The sequence below is a fragment of the Actinoplanes sp. NPDC048988 genome (genome assembly GCF_043197815.1).
GTDB lineage: Bacteria > Actinomycetota > Actinomycetes > Mycobacteriales > Micromonosporaceae > Actinoplanes.
In genome coordinates this window covers 287,215-310,189 of sequence record NZ_JBICTW010000007.1, presented here as the reverse complement: position 1 = coordinate 310,189, position 22,975 = coordinate 287,215, and the positions used below count along the sequence as shown (strand labels likewise).

Here is a 22,975-nt window from a genome sequence, read left to right as displayed (position 1 = left end):
CCCCACGCGAAAGTGGCCTGACGGCCCTGGCCAGAGGCTTCGATCGCCGTGAGCTCCTGGGTGCCCTTCGAGGATTCGTACTTCTGAAGTTATTGCTCCCGAATTGCCCAAGGGCTGCCGTATTCGACGAGTTTGTCGAGGAACGGGACGGGGTCGAAGGCCTCCGGGCCGAGGACGCCCTTGCCCGCCCACGTGCCGGCGGCCAGGAGTTCCAGGGCTATGACGGGGTTGACGGCGGTCTGCCAGACGACGGCCTGGGAGGCGTATTCGCGCATGGACCACTCGTTGTCGACCAGGTGGTGCAAGTAGACCTCGCGCGGTTCGCCGGAGGTGCCGAGGCCGCGGACCCACGTGCCGGCGCAGGTGACGCCGGTCATGCGGTCGCCCAGGGTGGCCGGGTCGGGGAGGACCGCCGCCACGACGTCGCGCGGGGAGACCGGGGCGCCGCCGACGCGGACCGGGGTGGTGCGGTCCAGGCCGAGCTTGTGGAGGGTCTTGAGGACGTCGATGAACTCGCGGCCCAGGCCGTACTTGAAGGTGACCTTGCCGGCCTGCACCCAGCGGGGGATGAGCAGGACTTCCTCGTGTTCGACGTGGACGCACTCGACCGGGCCGATGCCGCCGGGGAAGTCGAAGACCTCGGGTTCGCTGAACGGCTCGAGGGTGTACCAGCCGCGGTCGCGTTCGTAGACGACGGGCGGGTTCAGGCACTCCTCGATGGTGGTCCAGATGCTGAACGAAGGGGCGAAGTCGTAGCCGTCGACGACCAGATTCGAGCCGTCGCGGACGCCGATCTCGTCGATCCGGGAGAACAGGTGATCGGCGGCATACCGGGCGAAGATGTCCGACAGACCGGGCTCGACGCCGATGCCGACGAGAGCGAGCCGGCCGGCCTCCTCCCACTGCGGGGCCTCGGCGAACTGCTCGTCGCCGAGTTTGACGCCGGTGGCGGCGTGGCTGAGTGACATCGCCATGTCGAGGTAGTCGGCGCCGGCCTCGAGGGCGCCGCGGAAGACCGGCATGACGAACCGCGGATCCACAGCGTTGAGTACGTGGGTGATGCCGTGCGCGCGGCACAGGGCGGCCACCGCGGCGGGATCGGAGGCGTCGACCCGCTCGGCCACGAAACGGTCATCGGCGGATGCGGCGGAGGCGGCGCGGTCGAGGGAGTAGTCGGCGACGACGAACAGGTCGTAGAAGGAGCGGCGGGCGGCGATGCGGGCGGCGGCCGCGCCGACACCCCCGGCGCCGATGGTCAGGATGCGCATGAAGAACCCTCCCGATCACTGAAACCGTGTCGACAGAGCCTCTTCGCGCCGGAAAAGCTTGTCAAGAGCGATCAACTCTGCGATAAACGCAGGTATGCCGAACGCCGAGCCCATCCGGGCGATTGCCCCGGCCGCCAGCGGCGGGAAGAATCGCGGCGTGACGGCGGACGTGGCACTTGACGAGATCAACAAGCAGATCATCGAGCACCTTCAGCGCGACGGGCGGATGTCGTACGCGACGCTGGCCAAGACCATCGGGCTTTCCGAGGCGGCAGTACGCCAGCGCGTGCAGCGCCTGCTCGACGGCGGCCTGATGCAGATCGTGGCGGTGACCGACCCGCTGACGCTCGGCTTCGCCCGGCAGGCGATGGTCGGGCTGAAGGTCAACGGCGATCTGCGCGCGATCGCCGACGAGATCGCCGCCATCCCCGAGGTCGACTACGTGGTGATCTGCGCGGGCGGCTTCGACCTGCTGGTCGAGCTGGTCTGCACCGACGACGAGCACCTGCTCGACCTGCTCAACGAGAAGGTCCGCACGATCAAGGGCGTCGCCGTCTGCGAGACGTTCATGTACCTGAAACTGGCCAAACAGACCTACGCCTGGGGAACTCGATGACGCCGTCCTTCTGGTTGTCCACTCTCGGCCCGATCACCGAGCGCCCCGCCTTGCCGGGCGACCGGTCGGCCGATGTGGCGATCGTGGGCGGCGGCTACACCGGCCTGTGGACGGCCTACTACCTGTCCCAGGCCGCCCCGGAGCTGTCCATCGTGGTGCTGGAGTCGCGCTATTGCGGCTTCGGCGCCTCCGGGCGCAACGGCGGCTGGGCGTCCGGCCTGTTCCCGGTGTCGGAGGCGAAGCTGGCCCGCCGGCACGGGGCCGCTCAGGCGGCGGCGATGCATTCTGCATTGGCGGGGGCGGTGGACGAGGTGGGCCGGGCCGCCGAAGCCGAGGGCATCGACTGCCACTTCGCCAAGGGCGGGACCATTTCCCTCGTACGATCCCCCGCCCAGTTCCGCCGCGCCCGCAACGCCCCCGGCTTCCTGGGCGCCGCCGGGGCCCGCGCGATCTGCGGCGCCACGGACGTGCTGGGCGGCGTCTACAGCCCCGACTGCGCCGCCCTGCACCCGGCCCGGCTGGTGCGCGGCCTGGCCGAGGCGGTCGAGCGGCGCGGCGTCAAGATCTTCGAAGGCACGAGGGTACGGGGCATAGCCCGCGGCCGCGTCGTGACCGACCACGGCGTCGTCACCGCCGGGACGGTCGTGCGGGCCCTGGAGGGCTACACGGCCCAGCTCGACGGCTACCGGCGCGCGCTGGCGCCCGTCTACAGCCTGATGATCGCCACCGAGCCGCTGCCGTCGTCGTTCTGGGACCGGGTGGGCCTGGCCCGCCGCGAGACCTTCACCGACGAACGCCACATGATCATCTACGGTCAGCGGACGGCCGACGACCGCCTCGCCTTCGGCGGCCGCGGCGCCCCGTACCACTTCGGCTCACGGATCGAGCCCGGCTACGACCAGGTCCCGGCCGTCTTCGACGCGCTGCGCGACACCCTCGAGCAGATGTTCGGCGTCCGCCCGGACATCGCCGCCCGCTGGGGCGGCCCGCTCGGCATCCCCCGCGACTGGATGCCCTCGGTGGGCCTGGCCGACGGCATCGCCTGGGCCGGCGGCTACGTCGGCGACGGCGTCGCCGCGGCCAACCTGGCCGGCCGCACCCTGTCCGACCTGATCCGCGGCGCGGAGACCGACCTGACCACGCTGCCCTGGGTGGGCCACCGCTCCCGCCGCTGGGAGCCCGAGCCCCTGCGCTGGCTCGGCATCAACGCGGGCCTGCGAGCCACCAACCTGCGCGACTCCCTGGAGAAGGCCCGTTAGGTTCTGTGGATCGCCGTGGCGGGACCCGCCCGACCGGTATGGACCGGATCACGCCGGGGCAAGCCGCCGACACCCTGTTCGTCGCGGTCCAACCCGGAAGGCGTTGCGGGACAAACACATCACCACGACGATCCCGGAGCCGGGCGATCAGATCACCGCCCGGCTCCGCACAGGCCGCAACGGAGACGGTCGCTGGTACTACTGCGCTAGTCAGCTGTCATGTAAAAGTTCACCAGCGGGAGTCCTGTGAACCCGACTGCCTCATAGAGAGCTCGCGCGGGCGCGTGGCCGGGATCGCCGCCCGTTCCCACGTTGATGAGCTTGAGCCCTTGATCCCGGAGCCGCTGAACGGCGAACTCCAGCAGAGCTCGGCCATGACCACGACGCTGGTGCTCCGGGTGTACCGCGATCATCTCGATCACCCCCAGCGACTGCTCCTTGTCCTGCTGGAGAACCACGAAACCGGCCACAACGCCCTCGGGCGTGGCCCGGACGAACGATTCGGCGTCTTCCGCGAGACAGTTCCTTCGGACGCTGACCGCTTGAGCCATCCGCCACTCCGGACGGTACAGGAGGCCGAAGATCGCGAATCCGAGAACGTTCTCGAACGAGACGAAGACCGGCTCCCAGGCCAGGAGAGACAGGTCGACGACAGCTTCCACATCAACCGGCGTCAACGGCCGAATCTGGGGCGACGGCTCGGTGGCGCGAGACTGTGCGGGCATGCGAGTGCTCCGTTCCATGACGGCGAAGGCCCATGCGGGACACGTACGGGCCGGGGACGCTGGAAGCGGCGGAGCAAGGCTGGAGGTTGCCCGCCGCTCAGCAGCGGCGGGTTCGCCCAGCTGCGGCGCAGTGACAGATGCAGGTCATGAGACGCACCATAACGTGCGATCAGCGACGTTGTCAGTGGCGTCGGCGGTGGACGGCCACGGCGGCCAGGGCGATCGCGAAAGTGGCGGCGACGACCTCGAGGCCGGTCCAGCCGAACAGGAACTTGGACATGGGCGCGCAGATGTAGAGGCACGCGCAGAGGAAGAAGACGGTGGGGAATCGCCGCGTTCGCGGCGGGGCCAAGTGGGCACTCAGCGCGGGGTCCTCGCTCGCCAAGTGTCGTTCGATGTCATCCAGGGCACGACGGTCATGATCGTCAAGCATCGATGCACCATCCCGATGGACCGCTGGGGGTGAGCGGTCCTACTCTGAGCAAAGCATCGATCCCACGAGGGGGGAACTCCCCATGACGTCCGTCGTGCCGAAGCCGATCGTCACCCGGCCCTACCCGGTGCGGCGCACCTTCCGGGGCTCGGCCCTGGCCCGCACGCTGCGCACGACGGACGCGAAACAGATCGGGATCATGTATCTGGTCACCGCCTTCGCGTTCTTCCTGGTGGGCGGCCTGATGGCGCTCATCATGCGGGCCGAGCTGGCCCGGCCGGGCATGCAGTTGCTCTCCCCGGAGCAGTACAACCAGCTGTTCACGATGCACGGCACCGTCATGCTGCTGTTCTTCGCGACGCCGATCGTGTTCGCGTTCGCCAACTTCGTGGTGCCGATCCAGATCGGCGCCCCCGATGTGGCGTTCCCCCGGCTCAACGCCTTCGCGTACTGGCTGTTCCTGTTCGGCGGCACGCTGACCATCTCGGGCTTCGTCCTGCCGGGCGGCGCGGCCGACTTCGGCTGGTTCGCCTACACGCCGCTCAGCGACTCACTGCACTCGCCCGGCATCGGCGGCAACATGTGGGCGGTCGGGCTCGCGCTCTCCGGCCTGGGCACCATCCTCGGCGGCGTCAACATGATCACTACGATCCTGACCCTGCGCGCGCCCGGCATGACCATGTTCCGGATGCCGATCATGACGTGGAACATCCTGGTCACCAGCCTGCTGGTGATCATGGTCTTCCCGTTCCTGGCCGCCGCGCTGTTCGCGCTCATGGCCGACCGGGTCCTCGGCGCCCACGTCTTCGACATCGAGACCAACGGCCCGATGCTGTGGCAGCACCTGTTCTGGTTCTTCGGCCACCCCGAGGTATACATCGTGGCGCTGCCGTTCTTCGGCATCATCACCGAGGTCATCCCGGTCTTCAGCCGCAAGCCCGTGTTCGGCTACAAGGGGCTGGTCTCGGCCACCCTGCTGATCGCCGCGCTGTCGATGTCGGTGTGGGCGCACCACATGTTCGTCACCGGCCAGGTCCTGCTGCCGTTCTTCAGCCTGCTGAGCTTCCTCATCGCCGTACCCACGGGAATGAAGTTCTTCGTCTGGATCGGCACGATGTGGCGGGGCCAGATCAGCTTCGAGACGCCGATGATGTTCGCCCTCGGCTTCCTGGTCACGTTCCTGTTCGGTGGCCTGTCCGGCGTGCTGCTGGCGTCACCGCCGATCGACTTCCACGTCTCCGACTCGTACTTCGTGATCGCACACTTCCACTACGTCCTGTTCGGCACGATCGTGTTCGCCGTCTTCGCCGGCATCTACTTCTGGTTCCCGAAGATGTTCGGGCGGATGCTCGACGACCGCCTCGGCAAGGTCCACTTCTGGCTGACCTTCATCGGCTTCCACAGCACGTTCCTGGTCCAGCACTGGCTGGGCACCGAGGGCATGCCCCGCCGCTACGCCGACTACCTGCCGAGCGACGGGTTCACGTTCCTGAACACGTTCTCCACGATCGGGTCGTTCGTGCTGGGCCTGGCCACCCTGCCGTTCATCTACAACTGCTGGAAGTCCTACAAGGTGGGGCAGCTCGTCACCGTCGACGACCCGTGGGGTCACGGCAACAGCCTCGAGTGGGCCACCTCGTCCCCGCCGCCGCTGCGCAACTTCGACAAGATGCCGCGCATCCGCTCCGAGCGCCCGGCCTTCGACGCCAAGTTCCCCGAGCTCGCGGCGGGCGCCCAGTCGGTGGCCGGCCCGCCCGAGGGCGGCGCCCGCCCGCTGACCGAGGAGTCGTCGGGCGGCGCCCGCTACCAGGAGGACCCCGACGCTTAGAAAAGCGTGGTGGGTACGGGCTCGGGCAGCGCCTGAAGGCCGGGCGTCCGCTGCCGCACCTCGTCGTGGAACCGTCGGGCCAGCGCGGGCGCGTCGACGTTGTCGGGCGTGTGCATGAAGAAGGTCGGCGAGCGGCCCTCCTTCAGCCACCCCGAGACGACCTCCACCCACGGCTGCCAGCCCTCGACCGTACGGGCGGTGTCGTCGCGGCCCAGGTAGCGCACGATCGGCCGCGCGGTCAGCGCCCGCGTCCGGCGCGGCATCCGCGGCTTCTTCGTCCAGGCGTCCCGCTCCATGTCACTGGTGGGCGGGCTGGCGAACATCACCGTCGTGTCGAACGGCACCCACTCGGCGCCCGCCCGCTCCAGGACGCTCTCGAGCCCCCGCGGGTCGTCGAAGAACCCCCGGTGCCTGACTTCGACCGCGTAGTCGTACGCCGGGGGCAGCCGCCGCAGAAACGCCGCGAGCACGTCGAGGTCGCCGGGCCCGAACGACCCCGGCAGCTGCACCCACAACGCGTGGACCCGCTCCCCGAGCGGCTCGATCGCGTGGAGGAAACGCCGGAGTTCGGGTTCACCCCCGGCCAGCCGGTTCTCGTGGGTCACCGGTTTCGGCAGCTTGAGGACGAACCGGAAGTCCGCCGGCGTCTGCCCGGCCCAGCCGGCGACGGTCTCCCGGCTCGGCGTCGCGTAGAAGGTCGTGTTGCCTTCCACCGCGTCACACCATTCGGCGTACGCCTTCAGCCGCTCCGGACCCGCCGAGAACTCCCACGCCTTGTGCGTCCACATGGCGCATCCGACATGCAGCCGCGAACCTTGCTTCCCATCCACCGCAGAAACCTATCGCGAACAGCGTGACGACCACGATTCCCTCCTCGGCGACGGTCAACACCGCGACGCCGTACGGCTCGTCGCGGAACCACGTGAGCACGGCCGGCTGGCCGTTCGCCTCGGTCGCCGCCATCCGCCACTCCCCCGGCGCTCCCATCGCCGGCGCAGCGAAGGCCAGGCACGCCTCCCGCCCGGCCGCGTACGAGCCCGGCGAGCCCACCGGATCGATGGCCGCGTCCGCCCGCAGCACCTCCCGGAAAGCGTCGGCGTCGGACGCCTCCCACGCGGCCATGTAGGCGGCGAGCAGATCCCGGGCGCGCGGCGAGGACGCGTCCAGCAGGTCGTCGCGGCCCGGCGCCACCTCGGCCAGCCGGGCCCGGGCCCGCTGCAGGGCGCTCTTCACGGCCGGCACCGTCATCCCCAGCGCCTCGCCGGTCTCGGCCGCCGAGAAGGCCAGCACTTCCCGCAGCAGCAGAACGGCCCGTTGCCGCGGCGGAAGGTGCCGAAGCCCGGCCACGAAAGCGAGCCGCACGCTCTCGCGCGAGGTCACCAGGTCGGCCGGATCGGTCGGGAAAGGCCCGATTTCCGGTACGGGCGGACGCCGCGCCCGGTCCTCGATCACGGTCAGGCACACGTTGGTGGCGATCCGGTACAGCCACGTCCGTACGGACGAACGCCCCTCGAACGCCGCCCAGCCGCGCCACGCCCGTACATAGGTCTCCTGCACCATGTCCTCGGCGTCGTGGAAACCACCGAGCATCCGGTACGCGTGAGCGAGCAACCCCCGGCGTTCGGCTTCGAAGGCCTCGGTCAGAGTCCCAGTCGCGGGCGCACCCATGCTGCCATCCTCCCGATCGCCTCGTCGGCCACCGGCGCGCGCCCGGCGGCCATCTGGAACGTGTGCGGCTGCCCGTCGAAGACGTCCAGCCGAGCGCCAGTCTGCTGGGCCAGGCGCTCGCTGTCACCCCGCCCGCTCTCGTCGCCGCCACACTGCACGTAGACCGGCGGCAGCTTGCTCAGGTCGGCGTGGAAGGCGTTGACCTCGGGCGCCGTGCCGCTCATCCCCGCCGGCAGATACTGCGCGATGAGCCCCCGGACCATCGTGCGGGTGAAGAAAGGATCGGAGTTCCCGTCGTACGAGGTGGCGGTCTGCGCCGGATCCATGTCGATCCACGGTGACATCAGCAGAAGCGCGGCCACACCCGGTTCGCGCCGGGCCACCTGCACCGCCAGGCCGCCGCCGCTGGAGTCCCCGGCCAGCGCGACCGTGTCCGCGTGCCCCGCCGCCCAGCGGTAGGCCGTGACCGCGTCCTCGACCTGGGCCGGAAACCGGTACGCCGGGGCCAGCCGGTAGGTGGCGAGCAGCACCCGCACACCGGCGGCCTTGGCCAGGTGCCCGTACATCTTGCGGTGCGTGTAGAGCGACCCGCCCACGAACCCGCCCCCGTGCAGGGCGACGATCACCCGGTCCTGGTCGGCGCCGTGCGGGCTCAACCACATCGCCGGTACGCCGCCCGCCGACACCTCCGCGTAGTCGAGGCCGCGCGGCTCGGCCGTCACGTCGCCCCACTGGTCGTCCACGCCCATGTCCCCGGCGGCCCAGCGGGCGTACATGTCCTTGATGGCATTCATGTGAGTACCGACCGCGGATCCGCCGCAAAGGAATCGGTCGTGGAAGCTGAGCATATGGAGTGGACGCTCACCTGGGCCGGATCGGTGCCCGGCGGATGGTGGCGACGGCCCCGTCGTCCGCGCGCCGCAGGCGCAACCGGACGTCAGCCTTGGGCGTCACGAAGCATTCGTCCCCGCTCGAGGGCAGACGTCGATAATGATGGCCATGATTCGCTTCTACTTCGTTGATGTGTTCGCGGACCGTCCGCTGACCGGCAACCCGCTGGCGCTGGTTCCCGACGCGGACGACCTCACCGTGCCACAGATGCGGGCCATCGCCCGGGAATTCAACCAGTCCGAGACGACGTTCCTGCTGCGGCCCGGCGAGGACGGCGCCGACTGGCGGCTGCGCTCGTTCACCCCGGCCGGGGCCGAGGTCGACGGCGCCGGGCACAACGCTCTCGGCGCATGGCTGTGGCTGGCCGGCCAGGGGCTCACCGGCGACCAGCCGGCCGTGACGATGCGCCAGCGGATCGGCGGCGAGGTGCTCGCCGTGGAGATCCTTCGCGAGGCCGCTGGGCGCAATCGCATCGTCATGGATCAGGGCTCCCCTTCGTACGGCAAGGATTTCACCGACACCCCACGGCTGGCCGGCGCACTCGGCCTCGCCAAGGAGCAGGTCTTCCCCGCGCAGGTGGTGTCAACGGGCGTCGGGCACCTGCTCGTCCCGATCGTCTCCCGGGAGGCTGTCGACGCGGCCGTGGCGCACGACCGGGACCTCGCCGCGATCCTGGCCGAGGCGGGTGGCGAGGGCTGCTATCTCTACACCACCGAGGGGGACGACGCCGCCGCGTACACCCGCTTCTTCAACCCCACCGTAGGCATAGCCGAAGACCCGGCGACGGGCACGGCCGCGGGTCCGCTCGCCGCCGCTCTCGTGCGGTCGGGGCACGCGTCGCCCGTCTTCATCGAGCAGGGCCACCACCTGGGGCGGCCCAGCCGCATCCGGGTCGACGTGGACGGCGACCGGGTCCGGCTGTCGGGCTCCGGCCTGATCGTCGCTCAGGGCGAGCTGCGCCTGACCTGAGGATCACCTGCCGCGGCGGTCAACGATCCTCTGCGGTCGACGGTGCCACGGTCGCGGCTTTCCGGCACCGTTCGACCACCGCCTTGCCGCCGCGCTCGGCCGGGGCCGGCTCCGCGCGCAGGCAGGCGGCGAGGTCCCCGCACCAGGCGGTGCCACCGCGATAGGGCAGGACCACGCTGATCAGGCTGCGCGATGCCCCTCGGCTGTGGTGCTGACAGGCGAGCCGGACGGACGTGCCCTCGGCCCGGAAGCCGCAGACCGCGGCCGGATTCACGGTGATGGCCGTGATGGTCTGGTCGTCCACCGCGACGAGGTAGTAAATCGTGACCTCGCCGCCGACCTGCACGGCGACCTCGCGAGGAAGCCCGTACAAGGCGTAGCTCTGTGCTACCTCCCGGAGCTCGCGCATCTGCGCCACGGCGCCGACCGTGACGAGAACAGCGCCGATCAACGCCGCGACGAACCACAAGGGACGGCAGGCCGTGGCCGCCAACACGACGACCGCGAGCAGGAGAAGCTGCACGGTCGCGTAGGTCATCGGTACGAAAGGCCGAAGCAGCGCCCCGAGAACGACGGCCGAGACCGCGACCGCCCGCCGGTGGGTGGGGCCTACGAGACGGGTTCCGGCCAGATAGAGCACGACCCCGATGAGCGTCGGCAGGAACGGACACATCTGCGCGAGGAAGAGCTCGACTACACCCGCTCCCCCTCACGCATGGCGCCTCATCCGAACCAGATCCGACCGGTCGCGCACCCCAGGACCAGATCCGACCGGTCGCCGACACGAACGGACAGGCCTGAACGGACGTCATCGTGAGGGCTATCGGCTACGTCGCGCTCGGCCGGGCGATGGCGACGGTGACCGACGCGACGACCGTCTTGGGCACGAGCAGGACGCTGTCCGGGCCGGCGGCGCACAGCGCCGCCGCCTCGGCGACGCTCGGGGTTCCCACGGCCGATGCCACGGTCCAGCTCGGATGGGGTACGGGCCGGCGCGCCAACTCGGCCGCTGGCAGCCCGGCCAGACGCCAGCCGCGGGCGGAAGCCAGGTCTCGTACTGCCGGGTCAGCGGCCCGCCGGTCCACGGTCGCCAGGGTGCCGATGGCGGCGACGGCGAGCCCGGCCGCCGTCAGCACCTCATCGACGGCGGCGCGGAGGGCGGCCGGGCCGGCGCCGCGGCGGGCGCCGAGGCCGAGGACCAGGTCGCCCGGCACGCTAGGTGAGGGAGCCGACGAGGCGTTCGGCGATGCCGCGGTGGCCCGCCCAGTGCAGGTGCAGGTAGGACGCGTGCACCGACGGGGTGGCGAAACCCTCGGGGTCGGCGCCGCGCCACTGCCAGGCCGCGCCGCCGGCCGGGGACAGCAGCAGACCCGAGCGGGGGTGCACGGCCGTACGGTGGAACTCGTGCCCGGTGACTCGGGTCCCGGCCGGGGCGAGCGGGCTGTCGGCCAGCGCCACCGCGTCGCGGTAGCCCAACGTCAGCGACGGCGTCATGGCCGCCTCGGCGTCGATCACCCCGCACATGTCGGCGCCGTCGAGGCTGCGGCACAACCACAGCAGGCCCGCGCATTCGGCCACGATCGAGCCGCCGCCGTCGGCCAGGGCCCGCACTTCGGCGCGCAGCGGTTCGTTGGCCGACAGCTCCGCCGCGTACACCTCGGGGAAGCCGCCCCCGACGACCAGCGCCCGCGTGCCCGCCGGCAGCTTCTCGTCCCGCAGGGGGTCCACCGTCACCACCTCGGCGCCCGCCCCGGCCAGCAGTTCGGCCGTCTCGGCGTACGCGAACGAGAATGCCGGACCACCCGCAAGCGCGACCACCGGACGGCCGGCGGAGGGCGAAGCCGACGCCGGATCCCACGGCCGCACCGCGAGCGGCGGCGCCGAGGCGGCGATCGCCGCCACCTCGTCCAGGTCGACCGAGGCGGCGACCAGCGAGGCGAGCGCGTCGACCGAGGCCCGCGCCTCGGCCCGCCGCTCGGCCGCCGGCACCAGGCCGAGGTGGCGGGACGGCGCGGCGACCGCGTCGGCCCGGCGCAGCGCGCCCAGCACCGGCGTGCCCACCTCTTCGCAGGCCTCACGCAGGATCGACTCGTGCCGGTCGGAGCCGACCCGGTTGAGGATCACCCCGGCCAGCCGTACGGTGCCGAAGCTGCGGAAACCGTGCACGAGCGCGGCGATCGACCGGCCCTGGGCGGCCGCGTCGACGACCAGGATCACGGGCGCCTCGAGCAACTGGGCCACCTGGGCGGTCGAGCCGGTCTCGCCGGCACCGGTCCGCCCGTCGTACAGGCCCATCACGCCCTCGACGACCGCGAGCGACGCGCCCTGGCTGCCGTGCGCGAACAGCGGCCCGATCAGGTCCTCCCCCACCAGCACCGGGTCGAGGTTGCGTCCCGGCCGGCCGGCGGCCAGCGCGTGATAACCGGGGTCGATGTAGTCGGGCCCGACCTTGAACGGCGCCACCGGCACACCGCGCCGCGCGAACGCCGCCAGCAGCCCGGTCGCCACAGTGGTCTTGCCGTGTCCCGAGGCCGGCGCGCCGATGACGACGCGGGGAATGCTCACCATTCGATGCCCTGCTGTCCTTTGCGGCCCGCGTCCATCGGATGCTTGACCTTCGTCATCTCGGTGACCAGGTCGGCCGCGTCCAGCAGCGCCTGCGGCGCGTCCCGCCCGGTGATCACCACGTGCTGGGTGCCGGGCCGCTCGTTCAGGGTCGCCACGACGTCGTCCACGTCGACCCAACCCCACTTCAGCGGGTACGTGAACTCGTCGAGCACATAGAACTTGTGCGTCTCCGCCGCCAGGTCCCGTTTGATCTGCGCCCACCCTTCGGCCGCCTCGGCCGCGTGGTCGCGCTCGGATCCGGCCCGCTGGATCCACGACCACCCTTCACCCATCTTGTGCCAGATCACGGGCGCCCCGCCGGTGGCGCCGAGCGCCTTGAGCGCGGATTCCTCACCGACCCGCCACTTCTCCGACTTGACGAACTGGAACACCCCCACGGGCCACCCGGCACTCCAGGCCCGAAGCGCCATCCCGAACGCCGCCGTCGACTTGCCTTTGCCGTGCCCCGTGTGCACAGCGAGCACAGCCTGCCGCCGCCGCTGCCGCGTCGTCAGCCCGTCATCGGGCACGCTGGCCACTTTCCCTTGCGGCATCAGACCCCACTTCCTTTCCCGTACGCGTCACTGGCACCGACCGGGCCACGCCCGCAACCCTCCCGCACGACCCGCACGCCAGGCGGGTCGTCCGCTCTCCCGGCCCGCGCACCTTCCGGCTGCCGGCGGCTTCCTCCGGCACGGCCGTCGGCGGCGCGGGCACGCTCGGCGTGACCGGAACCGCCCGGCGTCTCGACGGCTGTCCACCACCCGGTCGCGGCCGGCGAGGTCAAGCTGCCGCGCCCCTCATCTCCAGCGCCTCCAACGGCATGAGGTCGGCGCCGAGCGCCGTGGCCAGCCGCCCGGCCAGGTTGAGCCGGATCGGCCCGGTCTCGCAGTCGACGACCACCGTGGACACGCCGGCCAGCGCGGGCGCGACCGTGACCGGGTCGGGCCCGCTGGTGGCGCGCCCGTCGGTGACGACGATCAGCAGCGGCCGCCGGCGCGGATCGCGGCGGCGCTCGGTGGCGATGGTGGCCGCGGCGGAACGCAGCCCGGCGGCCAGCGGCGTACGCCCCCCGGTCCGCAGACTGGCCAGCCGCATGACGCCGACCTCGTGGCTGGACGTGGGCGGCAGCACCCGCTCGGCCTCGTGCCCCCGGAACGTGATCATCCCGATCCGGTCCCGCCGCTGGTAGGCGTCCCGCAGCAGCGAGAGCACAGCAGTCTTGACAATCGTCATGCGCTTGCGGGCCGCCATCGACCCGGAGGCGTCCACCACGAAGAGCACAAGGTTGGCTTCCCGCCCGACGTGTACCGCCTCGCGCAGATCCCGGGGATGAACCACGCTGCCGGTCCGCGCGTCCCGGCCGCGCCGGTGGAGGGCCGCGCGCAGCGTGGCGGGCAGGTGGGGAGCGCCGGCGAGCTTGCCCTGAGGCACCCGCGAGCCGACCACCCGCCCGCGCCGGGCGTAGGCCGGGGAGCGCTTTCCGGCGTGGCCGCCGACGCCGCGCCGGGCGATGCTCAGGTTCCGGGTGCGGTAGGCGGCGCCGGCGGGCGCGGCCGCCGCCGGGGAGGGCTGTTCCTGGCCGCCGGCCGGCGGCTTCGAAGCCTGTTCCTGGCCGGGGCCGTGATCGGCCGGGCTGTCGCCGCCGCCGTTCGGCCGGGGCGCCGGGCCACGGTCGTCGGGACCCGGGCCTCCGCCGCCGGGCCCGCCGCCCGGTGAAGGCGGGTCGTCCTCCGGGTCCGTGTCGTCACCGGAGCCGGTGTCCGTGGCGCCGCCGGGCCGCGGTGGAGCCTCGCGCTCGGCCTCCTGCTGCTGGGCGTCGGCTTCGGCCAGGGCCTCGGCGAGCTTCTCCTCGTCGGTCCCCGGCGGGTCGAGCGGGTCGCGCCGGCGGCGGTGCGGCAGGGCGAGCCGGGCCGCGTCCCGGACGTCGTCGGCGGTGACCACGTCGCGGCCGTGCCAGGCGGCCAGGGCGACCGCGCAGCGGGCCACCACGATGTCGGCGCGCATCCCGTCGACGCCGTAGGCCAGGCAGACCCGGGCGATCCGGTCGAGCTCGTGGTCGGGCAGTGCCACCCGGGGCAGCCGTTCGCGGGCGGCCGCGATCCGGGCCGCCAGCTCCCGCTCGTCGCCGGCGAAGCGGGCCGCGAACGCGTCGGGGCCGGCCTCGTAGGCCAGGCGCCGCCGCACCACCTCGGCCCGGTCGGTGGCGTCGCGGGGCGCCGCCACCGTCACCACCAGGCCGAACCGGTCGACCAGCTGCGGGCGCGGCTCGCCCTCCTCCGGGTTCATGGTGCCGACCAGCAGGAACCGGGCCGCGTGCTTGACCGAGACCCCGTCGCGCTCGACGTGGGCCCGGCCCATCGCCGCCGCGTCGAGCAGCAGGTCGACCAGGTGGTCGGGAAGCAGGTTGACCTCGTCGACGTAGAGGACCCCGCGATGCGCCGCGGCGAGCAGCCCGGGCTCGTACGCCTTGACCCCGTCGGCGAGCGCGCGCTGAATGTCGAGCGTGCCCACGACGCGGTCTTCGGTGGCTCCGACCGGCAGTTCGACCAGCGTCGCCGGCCGGCGGAAGTGGGGGCTGTCCGGCGCGTGCGGCCCGTCGGGGCATGCGGGGTCGGGCGCCGCCGGGTCGCAGGCGAACCGGCAGCCGCGCACGACGGCGACGTCCGGCAGCAGGGCGGCCAGGGCCCGCACGATCGTGCTCTTGGCGGTGCCCTTCTCTCCCCGGACCAGCACCCCGCCGACGGCGGGGGAAACGGCGGTGAGCAGCAGGGCCAGGCGCAGGTCGGCCAGGCCGACAACGGCCGAGAACGGGTACGGCGTCACGCGGATCCCTTCTGTGCGGGTGTCCACGCCCGCACGATGAGTGACACGAGCGGCCGGAGTCTCCTGACTCCCGGATCAGCGCTCCCCGCACGCCTTCCGGCCTGGCCGGCCGTGGCTTCTCGGCGGATCGCTCCCCGGTCACAGTGGCGGGACCGTCCCGGATTTCCACCGGGTTCCTCCGCTACCGCTCGTGGGCCATGCTTTCCTACGGCTCACCGCGCCGTCAACGCGGGGTGTCGCTCACCGCTTTTTCGGTGTCCGGGATCGGCTGGGGCGCCAGCTTGTCGAGTTCCTTGACCACGTCGAGCACGGCCAGGGCCGACGTCTCGATCAGCGGCCGCAGCCGGGCGTAGAGTTCCGCGTTCTCCGGGTCGGGCACTGTCGGCTCGCCGATCGGGACGAGCGCGGCCGCGTGGTCGAGGTCGGGCAGCTCACCCAGCGCGTGCCGGGCCAGCAGGCACGCTCCGAGGGCGGTGCCCTCGGGGGTGTCGGCCACCGACACCGGCAGGTCGAGCGCGGCCGCGAGCACACCCACCCACAGGTCGGAGGCGACCGCCCCGCCGGTGGCCCGCACCTCAGTGACCGCGATGCCCTCGGCCGTGAACGAGTCCCGCACCAGCGCCAGCTGCTGGCAGACCCCCTCGACGGCCGAGCGCACCAGGTGGGCCCGGCCGTGTTCGCGCCGCAGGCCGAGGTAGGCCCCGCGCAGGCCGGACCGCCACCACGGCGCCCGCTCCCCCAGCAGGTACGGCAGGCAGAGCAGCCCGTCGCTGCCCGGAACGACCCCCTGGGCCTCGATGAGCAGGGCGGCGTCGCGCTCGTCGGCGTCCTCGCCCTCGGCGCCGGGGCGCTCGAACCCGCCCGCGAAGCTCTCGCCGGCCCAGCGCACGACCGATCCGGCGTTGTTCACCGCGCCGCCGATCACCCACCGGTCGTCGGTGAGCGCGTAGCAGAACAGCCGCCCCGCCTTGTCGGCCGTGGGCCGGTCGACCACCGTGCGCAGGGCGCCGCTGGTGCCCAGCGAGATCGCCGCGACCCCGGCCGGGGTGGCGCCGACGCCGAGGTTGGCCAGCGGCCCGTCGGCGGCGCCGATGATGAGCGGGGTGGCCGGGTCGAGGCCGGCCGCGCGGGCGACGCCGGCGTTCAGGCGCAGCCGCCGCGTGGTGCTGACCACCTCGGCCAGCTGCTCGGCCCGGACGCCGCCGATCTCCAGCGCCTCGGGATCCCACCGGCGCTCGTGGATGTCGTACAGCCCCGTGCCGGACGCGACCGACAGGTCGAGCAGGAACGGCTCGTCGGCCACCGCCGCCAGCACCAGCTCCTTGACCCCGCCCCAGCGCGGCGTGGACCGCAGCGTCTCCGGGTCGTTCTCGCGCCACCAGGCCAGTTTCGTCAGCGGCGACATCGGGTGCACGGGCGTGCCCGTACGCCCCTGGAGCTTCTTGCCGAGCCCGGCCTCGATGATCTCGTCGCACTGCTTGCCGGCCCGGCCGTCGGCCCAGGTGACCAGGGGGCCGAGCGGCGCGCCGGCGCCGTCCATGGGCACGAGGGCGTGCAGGAACGCGCTGAGGCCGACCGCGATGACCCGGTCGCCCTGCTCGTGGCAGGCGGCGGCGACGTCGATCAGCGCTTTGACGGCCGCGTCGCGCAGCTGGGCCGGGTCGAGCTCGGCGCGCCCGGGTCCCGGCACGGAGAGCGGATAGTGAACGCTGACCAGCGCGCGCAACTGCCCGTCGGGCCCGGCCGCCACCCCTTTCGTCGCGGTGGTCCCGGTGTCGATCCCGATCACGACGTCCATGCGCAGCCTCCAGCTCTCCAGCGCCTTCCGACCTCCAACCTAGTGCCCCGCCCGGCGCCGCTCATGGCAGAGGCACCAGGATCGGCCGCCCCCGCGTGGGAGTGACCTCGAGCTCGGTGGCCGCGCCGGGAAGCAGCGCGGCCGGACCGGTCACCGGAAGCCAGGAGCCGCCGTGGGCCCGATAGCGCAGGGCACAGTTCAGTGCGGCCACGGCCACGCCCAGCTGCTGGGGAAGGCGCGCGTGGAGAACGCTCGGGCCGCCGGGGATCTCGGTCGCCAGGCCGTCCTCCAGCCGGCCCAGGTAGTGCGGGGTGGGCGCCGAGGTGGCGGGGCCGTGCATCCAGAACACGCGCGCGGATCCGTCCAGGGCCACGGTCTGCACCACGAGGCGCCGGCCGTCCGGGGTGGCGGCACGCAGGTACCACTCGGTGGGCCCGGTCCAGGCGTGGTAGCCGTGCGGGTCGGAGTACCGGGGCAGGGTGCGGATGTCCCATCCGCCGGCGGTGGCCCGTCCGGCCCGCTCCCAGCCGGGCAGGTCCCGCGTGATCCGCTCGGGGATCTGGTTGTCGGCCCCGCCGGTGTCGACGACGTCGTGCAGGTTGGCCAGCGGCACCGCCGGGTCGTCGCCGTGCTGCCGCAGGGCGACGCGCACGACACCGTCGGCCGCCGGGAACCGCCGGATCGCCATGCCGTCGGCGTCGGCGCGCAGCGGGGCGAAACCGCGCTCGACCCGCCCGTCGGCGCCGAAGCGGTAGTCGGGCGAGAACTCGACCGCCCGCCCGGCCGTGGCGACGACCAGGACGTCATGGGCGGGCCCGGCCAGCACGGCGCCGGGCGGCACCGTGCCGGCGGGGACGTGGAACGTGCTGCCGGTGGTCCGGAGCCGGTCGCCGTCGGAGTAGACGAAGCCGAGGGCGTCGTAGGCGGGCTGGATCCGCTGAGCGACCAGCGCCACGGGGCCGGCCGGGGTGGACCCGGCCCAGTGCACCCGCGCGCCGCCCGGGCCGGCCATCTCGTGCCAGGTCTGAAGGACGCGCCGGAGCAGGTCCCGGTCGCCGGCCAGATCGCCCCGGGTCGCCGCGGGAACCGCGGACGGCGGCCGATGGAACCAGCCGGCGGCGGCCGTGCCGGCGACGCCGGCGGCCAGCCCACCGGCCAGCAGGGTGCGGCGCCGCACGACTCGCCGCCGCCCGCCCGTGCGGACCCGGTCGAGCAGGTCGGGCGGGGCCTCGAGGTGATCGGTGGCGCGGGCCAGGGCCTGCCGGATGTCGGTGTCGCTCATCGTTGTCCTCCGTCCGGGACGACGGCCGGGCCGAGCACCTCACGGAGCCGGTCCAGACCGCGGGCGGCGTTGCTGCGGACCGTGCCCTCGGTGCAGCCGAGCGCGGCCGCCACCTCGTGGACGGGCAGGTCGGCGAGATAGCGCAGGACCACGGCGGCCCGCTGCCGGGCCGGCAGGCCGCGCAGGGCGACCAGCACCGCCTCGCGGATCGCCACGTCGTCGCCGTGGTCGGGCGCGACCCGGGCCTCCAGATGACCGTCGATCGAGATCTCCTCGCGCAGCGCCCGGCGGCGCCAGCGGTTGGTCGACCGGTTGACCAGCGCCCGGCGCGCGTACGCCTCGGGCATCCCCTCGATGCGCCGCCACCGCACGTACATCTGCTCGAGAACCTCTTGGACAAGGTCCTCGGCCGCGTGCCGATCGCCGGTCAGCAGGTAGGCGATTCGCAGCAGCCCGGTGGACCGGGTGCGCACGAAATCGTCGAAGCCCGCTCGTGGGCTTGAAGCCATCGCCGTCCTTCCGCCGTCGTCACCATTCACGACAGTCGGCGGCGGCCCGGCGTTGCACCTAGATCCCGAATTTCTTCGCGTACGCCGCGCGCAGCTCCTCGAAGCCGTGGTTCTTCGCGTCCGACCCGCGGATCACTCCGGCCGGCCGCCCGTCCAGCAGCCGCCGCAGCACGTCGGCGCACAGGTGCCAGCCGGCCGCCACCATGGCCTGGCTCCCGGGCTGGGAGAGAGTATGCCGCAGGATCAGCCGGGTTCCGCCCTGGTTGTCCTCGAGCTCCCAGCGCAGCAGATCGGCGCCCCACGAATACTCCAGGACCACCGGCGCCTCGGCCCGCAGCACGACGGCCGGCACCGGTTCCCGCACCGCACCGTCCACCATGGTCAAGGTCGTCTCCCCCAGAGACCCCAGATGGCGTACGGGGACGAACGGCGCCCATCGGTCAAGTTGTTCCGGCTCGGTGAGCGCCGCCCACACGACCGCCGGCGCCTGCCGGAATTCCCGCACGAAGACGAGCGTCCACCGTTCGCCGGCCGCCGCGACGAGCTCCGCGGTGTCGATCTCCTGGCTCATTGCTCCCCCTTGACGTCGGGCGACGCGTCCAGATGACGCTCCAGCGCCGCCAGATGATGGGCCCACAATCGGCGATAGGGCGCCAGCCAGGCGTCGAGCGCGCGGAAGGGCTCCGGGTCGAGGCGGTAGATCCGCTGCTGAGCCCGGGTCCGCACGGCGACCACCCCGGCCTCCCGCAGGACCCGCAGGTGCTTGGAGACCGCCGGCTGGCTCATCTCGAGCGTGGTGACTAGGTCGGAGACGGTGCACTCGCGCGACCGCAGGGCCTCCACGATCCGGCGCCGGGTCGGCTCCGCGATCGCGGCGAAGGCGTCCATGCCGCAAAGGTTATATGACTATCAAGGCATACGCAAGGGTCAACAGCCCGGCCCGGCCGCCTGCCCGTTCACGACGCGGTACGCGGAGATGTCGCCCTTGACGTAATCGGCGACCTCGGCGATCGAGGTGGGCGGGGTGCCGTTGATCCCGGCGTAGGCGACGATCGCCGCGTCCACGGTCCGGCAGGTCGCCCCGTCGGCGACGACCTGAGCCTTCCGCTTCAGCGCCTCCGGGTTCAACGCTGAGTAAGAAACGCCAGCAACACTCAGAGTCACTGCTGCGGCCACTGCGACGTGTGTTAAATGCACCAACGCAGCCTAGCCACCATGACAGCCGGTGATCATCGGCCCGATCGGTTCGGGTTGATCAACCGTGCGGACAAGAGCAGCCGAAAACCCTCAGGTGGGCAGCTGAGCAGCCAGGAAGGCGCGAATCAGGCCGGCGATCCGGTCATACGACGGGTTACCGGGCCGCAGATACTCACCGTGACCCGCGCCCCGGACGGTGACGAAGCGTTTCGGCCACGGGTCGGCACCGTAGGCCCGGCGCGCGGCGCCGATCGGCACCACCGGGTCACGGTTGCCGTGCACGAAGAGCAACGGAGCGGGCCAGCCGCCGAAGCCGGCGGGCGCCTCCCGCCCGGCGATCGAGACCCCCGCCCGCAGGCGCGGATCGTGCCCGGGCCCGAACAGGCCCAGCGTCGTGGTCCCCCCGGCCGAGAAGCCGACCGCCGCCCAGCGCGCGGCATCCACATGCCCGGAGAACACGTCCCCGGGCACGGCCGAGAGCCGCCGCACCTGGTCCACCACATAGAGGGCGTCCGCCGGCTGCGACCGCACATCCGGCCGGACGACCGGCACCCGGCGGTTCGTGTGCGGGTAGGCCGGGGCGGCCACCAGGTACCCGGCCTCGGCCCAACCGGCGATCAACGGCGCGAAGTCGGACGGCGTCCCGCCCAGCCCGTGACTGAACAGGATCAGCGGGTGCCGGCCGGTCAGCGGCGAGGGATACCAGACCGTGGTCGGCAGCGGCCGGTCCGCGCCCCGCGCGAGCAGCAACGTCCGGGTCGTCACCCGGGTGGCGGCGGTGGCCGGCCGGGCCGGCCCGAACCCGCTGAGCAGCACCACGACCGCGATCAGCACCGCACCGGCGCGCCGCAGCCGGCGGGGCGCGCGGAGGGACGGGGGGACGCTGCGCACATGGCGAGCCTAGGAACGTGACGCCATGAGGGCGATCACCGTTGTGGGTGGCGATGAGACGACGAACATTCGTAGGCCTTGGTGCGACAGTCGCCGGAGTTGCCGCATTGGCCGGATACCGTAGCCGATCAGGTGATCCGGAGCCCGTGATCCCGCACGCGCCGGTCGGTGACGAGCGCCTGATCCGCCGGGACTCCCGGGCGCGGGGGCGGCTGGTCGATTTCTACACGGCCGTGCCCGCCGGGCACGGCGACGGCCGCGGGCTGCCCGTCTGCCTGATTCTGCACGGCGGCTCCAAGACCGCCGCCGACTTCCCCGGTCTCGGTCTGGGGCGTTTCCTGACCGATGCCGTACGGCGGGGCGCGCCACCGTTCGTCCTGGCCGGCGCCACCGGCGACCGCCTGTGGTGGCGGCCCGACAAGGGCGACGACCCGCAGCGCATGGTCCACGAGGAACTGCCGCAGTGGTGCCGCCGGCGCGGTTTCGACACCACCCGGATCGCCCTGTGGGGATGGTCGATGGGCGGTTACGGCTCCCTTCTCCTGGCCGAGGCCTATCCCGGTTTCGCCAAGGCCGTCGCCGCCTTTTCCCCGGCCGTGCGAAAAGGAGATGAGGTATTCACGTCAGTCAGTCATCTTCGTGGCACACCGGTCGGCCTGTGGTGCGGCGAGCAGGATGACCTTCTCGCCGATGTCGAAGACCTGGCCGCTGAGCTGCCCGAACGCCCCGCGCGAATGAGCTCGGGACCGGGCCGGCACCATTTCGGATATTGGTCGCGGTGCATACCCGAAGGTTTTGACTTCGTCGCCGGGGCTTTACGGGACTGACGCGCCGTCCGTACCGTAAATGACTCAGAGCAACGGTCCCAACACGCTGGAGGACTCCCATGCGTCGTGCCGCCGCCGTACTCGCCCTCGTTCTCGCCGGTCTGTGGATCGCCTCCCCCGCGCAGGCCTTCGCCCACAACGCCGTGCACAACACCTACCTGCACGCCCTGCTCGACGCGTTGACGCTGGTCGTGGTGTCGGCGCCGGTCTGGACCGCCCTGCTGTGGAGCGGCGGCAACCGCTGGTGGCTGGCCGGCCTGATCGCCGTCGTGCAGATCCCCGTGGCGATCATCGGCTTCGTCCCGATCGCCAGCCCCTGGCTGCATCTGTCACTGTTCGTGGTCGCCATCGCACTCACCGGTGTCTCGCTGCGGGTCGTCCGGACCCAGGCCCGCACCGCCGCGGTGACCGCGAACCGCTGAACCGGCCGGTGTCCGGGCCGCCGAGGCCCGGACACCGAAAAAGACAGCCGTGGGTGACCGACTTTTAACCTGCCTGTGAAGTCCGATGCCCGACAATGGGCGGGTGGTCACCGAGACGATGATGCCGGTCGACGGCATCGAGCTGTGTGTGGAGACGTTCGGCGAGCCGGGCGATCCCGCCCTGCTGCTCATCGCCGGCGCGGCCAGTTCGATGGACTGGTGGGAGGACGAGTTCTGCCGGCGCCTCGCGGCCGGCGGCCGGTTCGTGATCCGTTACGACCATCGCGACACCGGGCGGTCGACCTCGTTCCCGGTGGGCGCACCACCGTACTCCGATGTGGACCTGGCCCATGACGCGCTCGGCGTGCTCGACGCGCTGAGCGTCCACCGGGCTCATCTCGTGGGCCTGTCGATGGGCGGCCTGATCGCCCAGCGTCTCGCCGTCGAGCGCCCTCACCGGGTGCTGTCGCTGGTCCTGCTGTCGTCCTCGCCCGGCTTCGACGACGACCTGCCGGTGGGCGACACCGGCGACGACACGGGCGCGGACGACTGGACCGACCGCCGGGCCTCCGTCCGGAGCATGGTGGCCACGGCCCGCCGGCTGGGTGGCCCGTTCACCGCCGAGGACCCGCAACTGCGCCGGCTGGCGGAGCGGATCTTCGACCGTACGCAGGACATGGCCGCGTCACAGACCAACCACTACTGCTGCGCCGGCGGCCCCTCGGTGCGGAGCCGCCTCGGCGAGATCAGCGCGCCCACGCTGATCCTGCACGGCACCCTCGACCGGTTCCTGCCCGCCGCCCACGCCCGGGCCCTGCGCGCCGAGATCCCCGGCTCCCGGCTGGTGTGGCTCGAGGGCGTCGGCCACGAGTTCCCGCCCGCGGCCGTCTGGGCCCAGGTGATCGACGAGATCATCGGCAGGACGAGCTCCAGCCGTCACACCACCGTCAGGCCGTGAC

The 22,975-nt window shown here is 72.3% G+C and carries 25 protein-coding genes and 1 riboswitch; of the genes, 7 read left to right on the top strand and 18 right to left on the bottom strand.

Going from position 1 to position 22,975, the window contains the following annotated elements; translation table 11 throughout:
• Positions 1-89: 89 nt before the first annotated feature.
• Positions 90-1,268 (bottom strand): saccharopine dehydrogenase C-terminal domain-containing protein, encoded by a 1,179-nt coding sequence (locus ACGFJ7_RS24315; RefSeq protein ID WP_360249870.1) that lies wholly within the window; start codon positions 1,266-1,268, stop codon positions 90-92.
• Between the two features lie 94 nt (positions 1,269-1,362).
• Here ACGFJ7_RS24315 and ACGFJ7_RS24310 point away from each other — a divergent pair, with 94 nt between their 5' ends.
• Both ACGFJ7_RS24310 and ACGFJ7_RS24305 read left to right on the top strand, forming a co-directional pair.
• Complete coding sequence (locus ACGFJ7_RS24310; protein ID WP_392643922.1) at positions 1,363-1,884, top strand: Lrp/AsnC family transcriptional regulator; 522 nt, start codon at positions 1,363-1,365, stop codon at positions 1,882-1,884.
• On the top strand, positions 1,881-3,143 hold the full coding sequence (locus ACGFJ7_RS24305) for an NAD(P)/FAD-dependent oxidoreductase (RefSeq protein ID WP_392643920.1): 1,263 nt from the start codon (positions 1,881-1,883) through the stop codon (positions 3,141-3,143). The genes ACGFJ7_RS24310 and ACGFJ7_RS24305 overlap by 4 nt, the downstream gene beginning before the upstream one ends.
• Positions 3,144-3,349: 206 nt before the next feature.
• On the opposite strand, the gene ACGFJ7_RS24300 is transcribed toward ACGFJ7_RS24305, so the two are convergent.
• Both ACGFJ7_RS24300 and ACGFJ7_RS24295 read right to left on the bottom strand, forming a co-directional pair.
• Positions 3,350-3,820: a GNAT family N-acetyltransferase gene (locus tag ACGFJ7_RS24300; RefSeq protein ID WP_392643918.1), complete on the bottom strand. Its 471-nt coding sequence runs from the start codon at positions 3,818-3,820 to the stop codon at positions 3,350-3,352.
• Positions 3,821-4,049: 229 nt separating this feature from the next.
• Positions 4,050-4,301, bottom strand: coding sequence for a DUF3040 domain-containing protein (locus ACGFJ7_RS24295; RefSeq protein WP_360249884.1), 252 nt, complete (start codon positions 4,299-4,301; stop codon positions 4,050-4,052).
• A gap of 82 nt (positions 4,302-4,383) precedes the next feature.
• Here ACGFJ7_RS24295 and ctaD point away from each other — a divergent pair, with 82 nt between their 5' ends.
• Positions 4,384-6,129, top strand: coding sequence for a cytochrome c oxidase subunit I (gene ctaD, locus ACGFJ7_RS24290; RefSeq protein WP_360249887.1), 1,746 nt, complete (start codon positions 4,384-4,386; stop codon positions 6,127-6,129).
• Here the strand turns inward: ctaD and ACGFJ7_RS24285 are convergent.
• Genes ACGFJ7_RS24285 through ACGFJ7_RS24275 form a run of 3 tightly spaced genes read right to left on the bottom strand, consistent with a single transcriptional unit; the run spans position 6,126 to position 8,591 of the window.
• On the bottom strand, positions 6,126-6,917 hold the full coding sequence (locus ACGFJ7_RS24285) for a DUF72 domain-containing protein (RefSeq protein WP_360249890.1): 792 nt from the start codon (positions 6,915-6,917) through the stop codon (positions 6,126-6,128). The two genes, ctaD and ACGFJ7_RS24285, sit on opposite strands and share 4 nt — an antisense overlap.
• Positions 6,847-7,797: a sigma-70 family RNA polymerase sigma factor gene (locus ACGFJ7_RS24280; protein ID WP_392643915.1), complete on the bottom strand. Its 951-nt coding sequence runs from the start codon at positions 7,795-7,797 to the stop codon at positions 6,847-6,849. The genes ACGFJ7_RS24285 and ACGFJ7_RS24280 overlap by 71 nt, the downstream gene beginning before the upstream one ends.
• On the bottom strand, positions 7,770-8,591 hold the full coding sequence (locus tag ACGFJ7_RS24275; RefSeq protein ID WP_392643913.1) for an alpha/beta hydrolase fold domain-containing protein: 822 nt from the start codon (positions 8,589-8,591) through the stop codon (positions 7,770-7,772). Before ACGFJ7_RS24275 ends, ACGFJ7_RS24280 begins: the two co-directional genes overlap by 28 nt.
• A gap of 205 nt (positions 8,592-8,796) precedes the next feature.
• Here ACGFJ7_RS24275 and ACGFJ7_RS24270 point away from each other — a divergent pair, with 205 nt between their 5' ends.
• Positions 8,797-9,657, top strand: a complete 861-nt coding sequence (locus ACGFJ7_RS24270) for a PhzF family phenazine biosynthesis protein (RefSeq protein WP_360249899.1) — start codon at positions 8,797-8,799, stop codon at positions 9,655-9,657.
• Between the two features lie 19 nt (positions 9,658-9,676).
• Here ACGFJ7_RS24270 and ACGFJ7_RS24265 read toward each other — a convergent pair whose 3' ends face one another.
• The 12 genes from ACGFJ7_RS24265 to ACGFJ7_RS24210 all read right to left on the bottom strand — a co-directional run bounded on the left by ACGFJ7_RS24265 (position 9,677) and on the right by ACGFJ7_RS24210 (position 20,767).
• Entirely contained in the window at positions 9,677-10,330 is a 654-nt protein-coding gene (locus ACGFJ7_RS24265) for a hypothetical protein (protein ID WP_392643911.1), read from the bottom strand.
• A gap of 154 nt (positions 10,331-10,484) precedes the next feature.
• On the bottom strand, positions 10,485-10,871 hold the full coding sequence (locus ACGFJ7_RS24260) for a cobalamin biosynthesis protein (RefSeq protein ID WP_360249905.1): 387 nt from the start codon (positions 10,869-10,871) through the stop codon (positions 10,485-10,487).
• A gap of 1 nt (position 10,872) precedes the next feature.
• A complete protein-coding gene (locus ACGFJ7_RS24255; protein WP_360249908.1) occupies positions 10,873-12,225 on the bottom strand; it encodes a cobyrinate a,c-diamide synthase in 1,353 nt (450 codons plus the stop codon).
• Positions 12,219-12,818, bottom strand: coding sequence for a cob(I)yrinic acid a,c-diamide adenosyltransferase (gene cobO / locus ACGFJ7_RS24250; protein WP_392643908.1), 600 nt, complete (start codon positions 12,816-12,818; stop codon positions 12,219-12,221). The genes ACGFJ7_RS24255 and cobO overlap by 7 nt, the downstream gene beginning before the upstream one ends.
• 229 nt (positions 12,819-13,047) lie before the next feature.
• Positions 13,048-15,117 carry a VWA domain-containing protein gene (locus ACGFJ7_RS24245; protein WP_392643906.1) on the bottom strand — a complete coding sequence of 690 codons (2,070 nt, stop codon included), beginning with the start codon at positions 15,115-15,117 and terminating at the stop codon, positions 13,048-13,050.
• Between the two features lie 29 nt (positions 15,118-15,146).
• Positions 15,147-15,269, bottom strand: a riboswitch (cobalamin riboswitch).
• Positions 15,270-15,313: 44 nt separating this feature from the next.
• Positions 15,314-16,888: a gluconokinase gene (locus ACGFJ7_RS24240; protein ID WP_360249917.1), complete on the bottom strand. Its 1,575-nt coding sequence runs from the start codon at positions 16,886-16,888 to the stop codon at positions 15,314-15,316.
• A gap of 61 nt (positions 16,889-16,949) precedes the next feature.
• Positions 16,950-18,170, bottom strand: a complete 1,221-nt coding sequence (locus ACGFJ7_RS24235) for a hypothetical protein (RefSeq protein WP_392643904.1) — start codon at positions 18,168-18,170, stop codon at positions 16,950-16,952.
• On the bottom strand, positions 18,167-18,679 hold the full coding sequence (locus tag ACGFJ7_RS24230; protein ID WP_360249923.1) for a SigE family RNA polymerase sigma factor: 513 nt from the start codon (positions 18,677-18,679) through the stop codon (positions 18,167-18,169). Before ACGFJ7_RS24230 ends, ACGFJ7_RS24235 begins: the two co-directional genes overlap by 4 nt.
• A gap of 58 nt (positions 18,680-18,737) precedes the next feature.
• Positions 18,738-19,250 (bottom strand): SRPBCC domain-containing protein, encoded by a 513-nt coding sequence (locus ACGFJ7_RS24225; RefSeq protein ID WP_392643902.1) that lies wholly within the window; start codon positions 19,248-19,250, stop codon positions 18,738-18,740.
• Positions 19,247-19,567, bottom strand: coding sequence for a metalloregulator ArsR/SmtB family transcription factor (locus ACGFJ7_RS24220; RefSeq protein WP_360249929.1), 321 nt, complete (start codon positions 19,565-19,567; stop codon positions 19,247-19,249). The genes ACGFJ7_RS24225 and ACGFJ7_RS24220 overlap by 4 nt, the downstream gene beginning before the upstream one ends.
• A gap of 39 nt (positions 19,568-19,606) precedes the next feature.
• Positions 19,607-19,807 (bottom strand): hypothetical protein, encoded by a 201-nt coding sequence (locus tag ACGFJ7_RS24215; protein ID WP_360249932.1) that lies wholly within the window; start codon positions 19,805-19,807, stop codon positions 19,607-19,609.
• A gap of 159 nt (positions 19,808-19,966) precedes the next feature.
• Positions 19,967-20,767: an alpha/beta hydrolase family protein gene (locus tag ACGFJ7_RS24210; protein WP_392643900.1), complete on the bottom strand. Its 801-nt coding sequence runs from the start codon at positions 20,765-20,767 to the stop codon at positions 19,967-19,969.
• Positions 20,768-20,913: 146 nt separating this feature from the next.
• On the opposite strand from ACGFJ7_RS24210, the gene ACGFJ7_RS24205 reads away from it, so the two are divergent.
• The 3 genes from ACGFJ7_RS24205 to ACGFJ7_RS24195 all read left to right on the top strand — a co-directional run bounded on the left by ACGFJ7_RS24205 (position 20,914) and on the right by ACGFJ7_RS24195 (position 22,974).
• A complete protein-coding gene (locus ACGFJ7_RS24205) occupies positions 20,914-21,594 on the top strand; it encodes an alpha/beta hydrolase-fold protein (protein WP_392643898.1) in 681 nt (226 codons plus the stop codon).
• A gap of 59 nt (positions 21,595-21,653) precedes the next feature.
• The gene (locus ACGFJ7_RS24200; protein ID WP_360249941.1) at positions 21,654-22,016 is read left to right on the top strand and encodes a hypothetical protein; all 363 of its coding nucleotides are present in this window, start codon (positions 21,654-21,656) and stop codon (positions 22,014-22,016) included.
• Positions 22,017-22,101: 85 nt separating this feature from the next.
• Positions 22,102-22,974, top strand: coding sequence for an alpha/beta fold hydrolase (locus ACGFJ7_RS24195; RefSeq protein WP_360249944.1), 873 nt, complete (start codon positions 22,102-22,104; stop codon positions 22,972-22,974).
• Position 22,975: the final 1 nt, after the last annotated feature.

Bases quoted from the DNA above. Each gene is read 5' to 3' on its own strand.
- ACGFJ7_RS24285 (WP_360249890.1), bottom strand. From the start codon at position 6,917: ATGTGGACGCACAAGGCGTGGGAGTTCTCGGCGGGTCCGGAGCGGCTG.
- ACGFJ7_RS24315 (WP_360249870.1), bottom strand. From the start codon at position 1,268: ATGCGCATCCTGACCATCGGCGCCGGGGGTGTCGGCGCGGCCGCCGCC.
- ACGFJ7_RS24220 (WP_360249929.1), bottom strand. From the start codon at position 19,567: ATGGACGCCTTCGCCGCGATCGCGGAGCCGACCCGGCGCCGGATCGTG.
- ACGFJ7_RS24235 (WP_392643904.1), bottom strand. From the start codon at position 18,170: ATGAGCGACACCGACATCCGGCAGGCCCTGGCCCGCGCCACCGATCAC.
- ctaD (WP_360249887.1), top strand. From the start codon at position 4,384: ATGACGTCCGTCGTGCCGAAGCCGATCGTCACCCGGCCCTACCCGGTG.
- ACGFJ7_RS24230 (WP_360249923.1), bottom strand. From the start codon at position 18,679: ATGGCTTCAAGCCCACGAGCGGGCTTCGACGATTTCGTGCGCACCCGG.
- ACGFJ7_RS24275 (WP_392643913.1), bottom strand. From the start codon at position 8,591: ATGAATGCCATCAAGGACATGTACGCCCGCTGGGCCGCCGGGGACATG.
- cobO (WP_392643908.1), bottom strand. From the start codon at position 12,818: ATGCCGCAAGGGAAAGTGGCCAGCGTGCCCGATGACGGGCTGACGACG.
- ACGFJ7_RS24225 (WP_392643902.1), bottom strand. From the start codon at position 19,250: ATGAGCCAGGAGATCGACACCGCGGAGCTCGTCGCGGCGGCCGGCGAA.
- ACGFJ7_RS24270 (WP_360249899.1), top strand. From the start codon at position 8,797: ATGATTCGCTTCTACTTCGTTGATGTGTTCGCGGACCGTCCGCTGACC.
- ACGFJ7_RS24280 (WP_392643915.1), bottom strand. From the start codon at position 7,797: ATGGGTGCGCCCGCGACTGGGACTCTGACCGAGGCCTTCGAAGCCGAA.
- ACGFJ7_RS24265 (WP_392643911.1), bottom strand. From the start codon at position 10,330: ATGTGTCCGTTCCTGCCGACGCTCATCGGGGTCGTGCTCTATCTGGCC.
- ACGFJ7_RS24295 (WP_360249884.1), bottom strand. From the start codon at position 4,301: ATGCTTGACGATCATGACCGTCGTGCCCTGGATGACATCGAACGACAC.
- ACGFJ7_RS24305 (WP_392643920.1), top strand. From the start codon at position 1,881: ATGACGCCGTCCTTCTGGTTGTCCACTCTCGGCCCGATCACCGAGCGC.
- ACGFJ7_RS24310 (WP_392643922.1), top strand. From the start codon at position 1,363: ATGCCGAACGCCGAGCCCATCCGGGCGATTGCCCCGGCCGCCAGCGGC.
- ACGFJ7_RS24200 (WP_360249941.1), top strand. From the start codon at position 21,654: ATGCGTCGTGCCGCCGCCGTACTCGCCCTCGTTCTCGCCGGTCTGTGG.
- ACGFJ7_RS24255 (WP_360249908.1), bottom strand. From the start codon at position 12,225: ATGGTGAGCATTCCCCGCGTCGTCATCGGCGCGCCGGCCTCGGGACAC.
- ACGFJ7_RS24195 (WP_360249944.1), top strand. From the start codon at position 22,102: ATGCCCGACAATGGGCGGGTGGTCACCGAGACGATGATGCCGGTCGAC.
- ACGFJ7_RS24240 (WP_360249917.1), bottom strand. From the start codon at position 16,888: ATGGACGTCGTGATCGGGATCGACACCGGGACCACCGCGACGAAAGGG.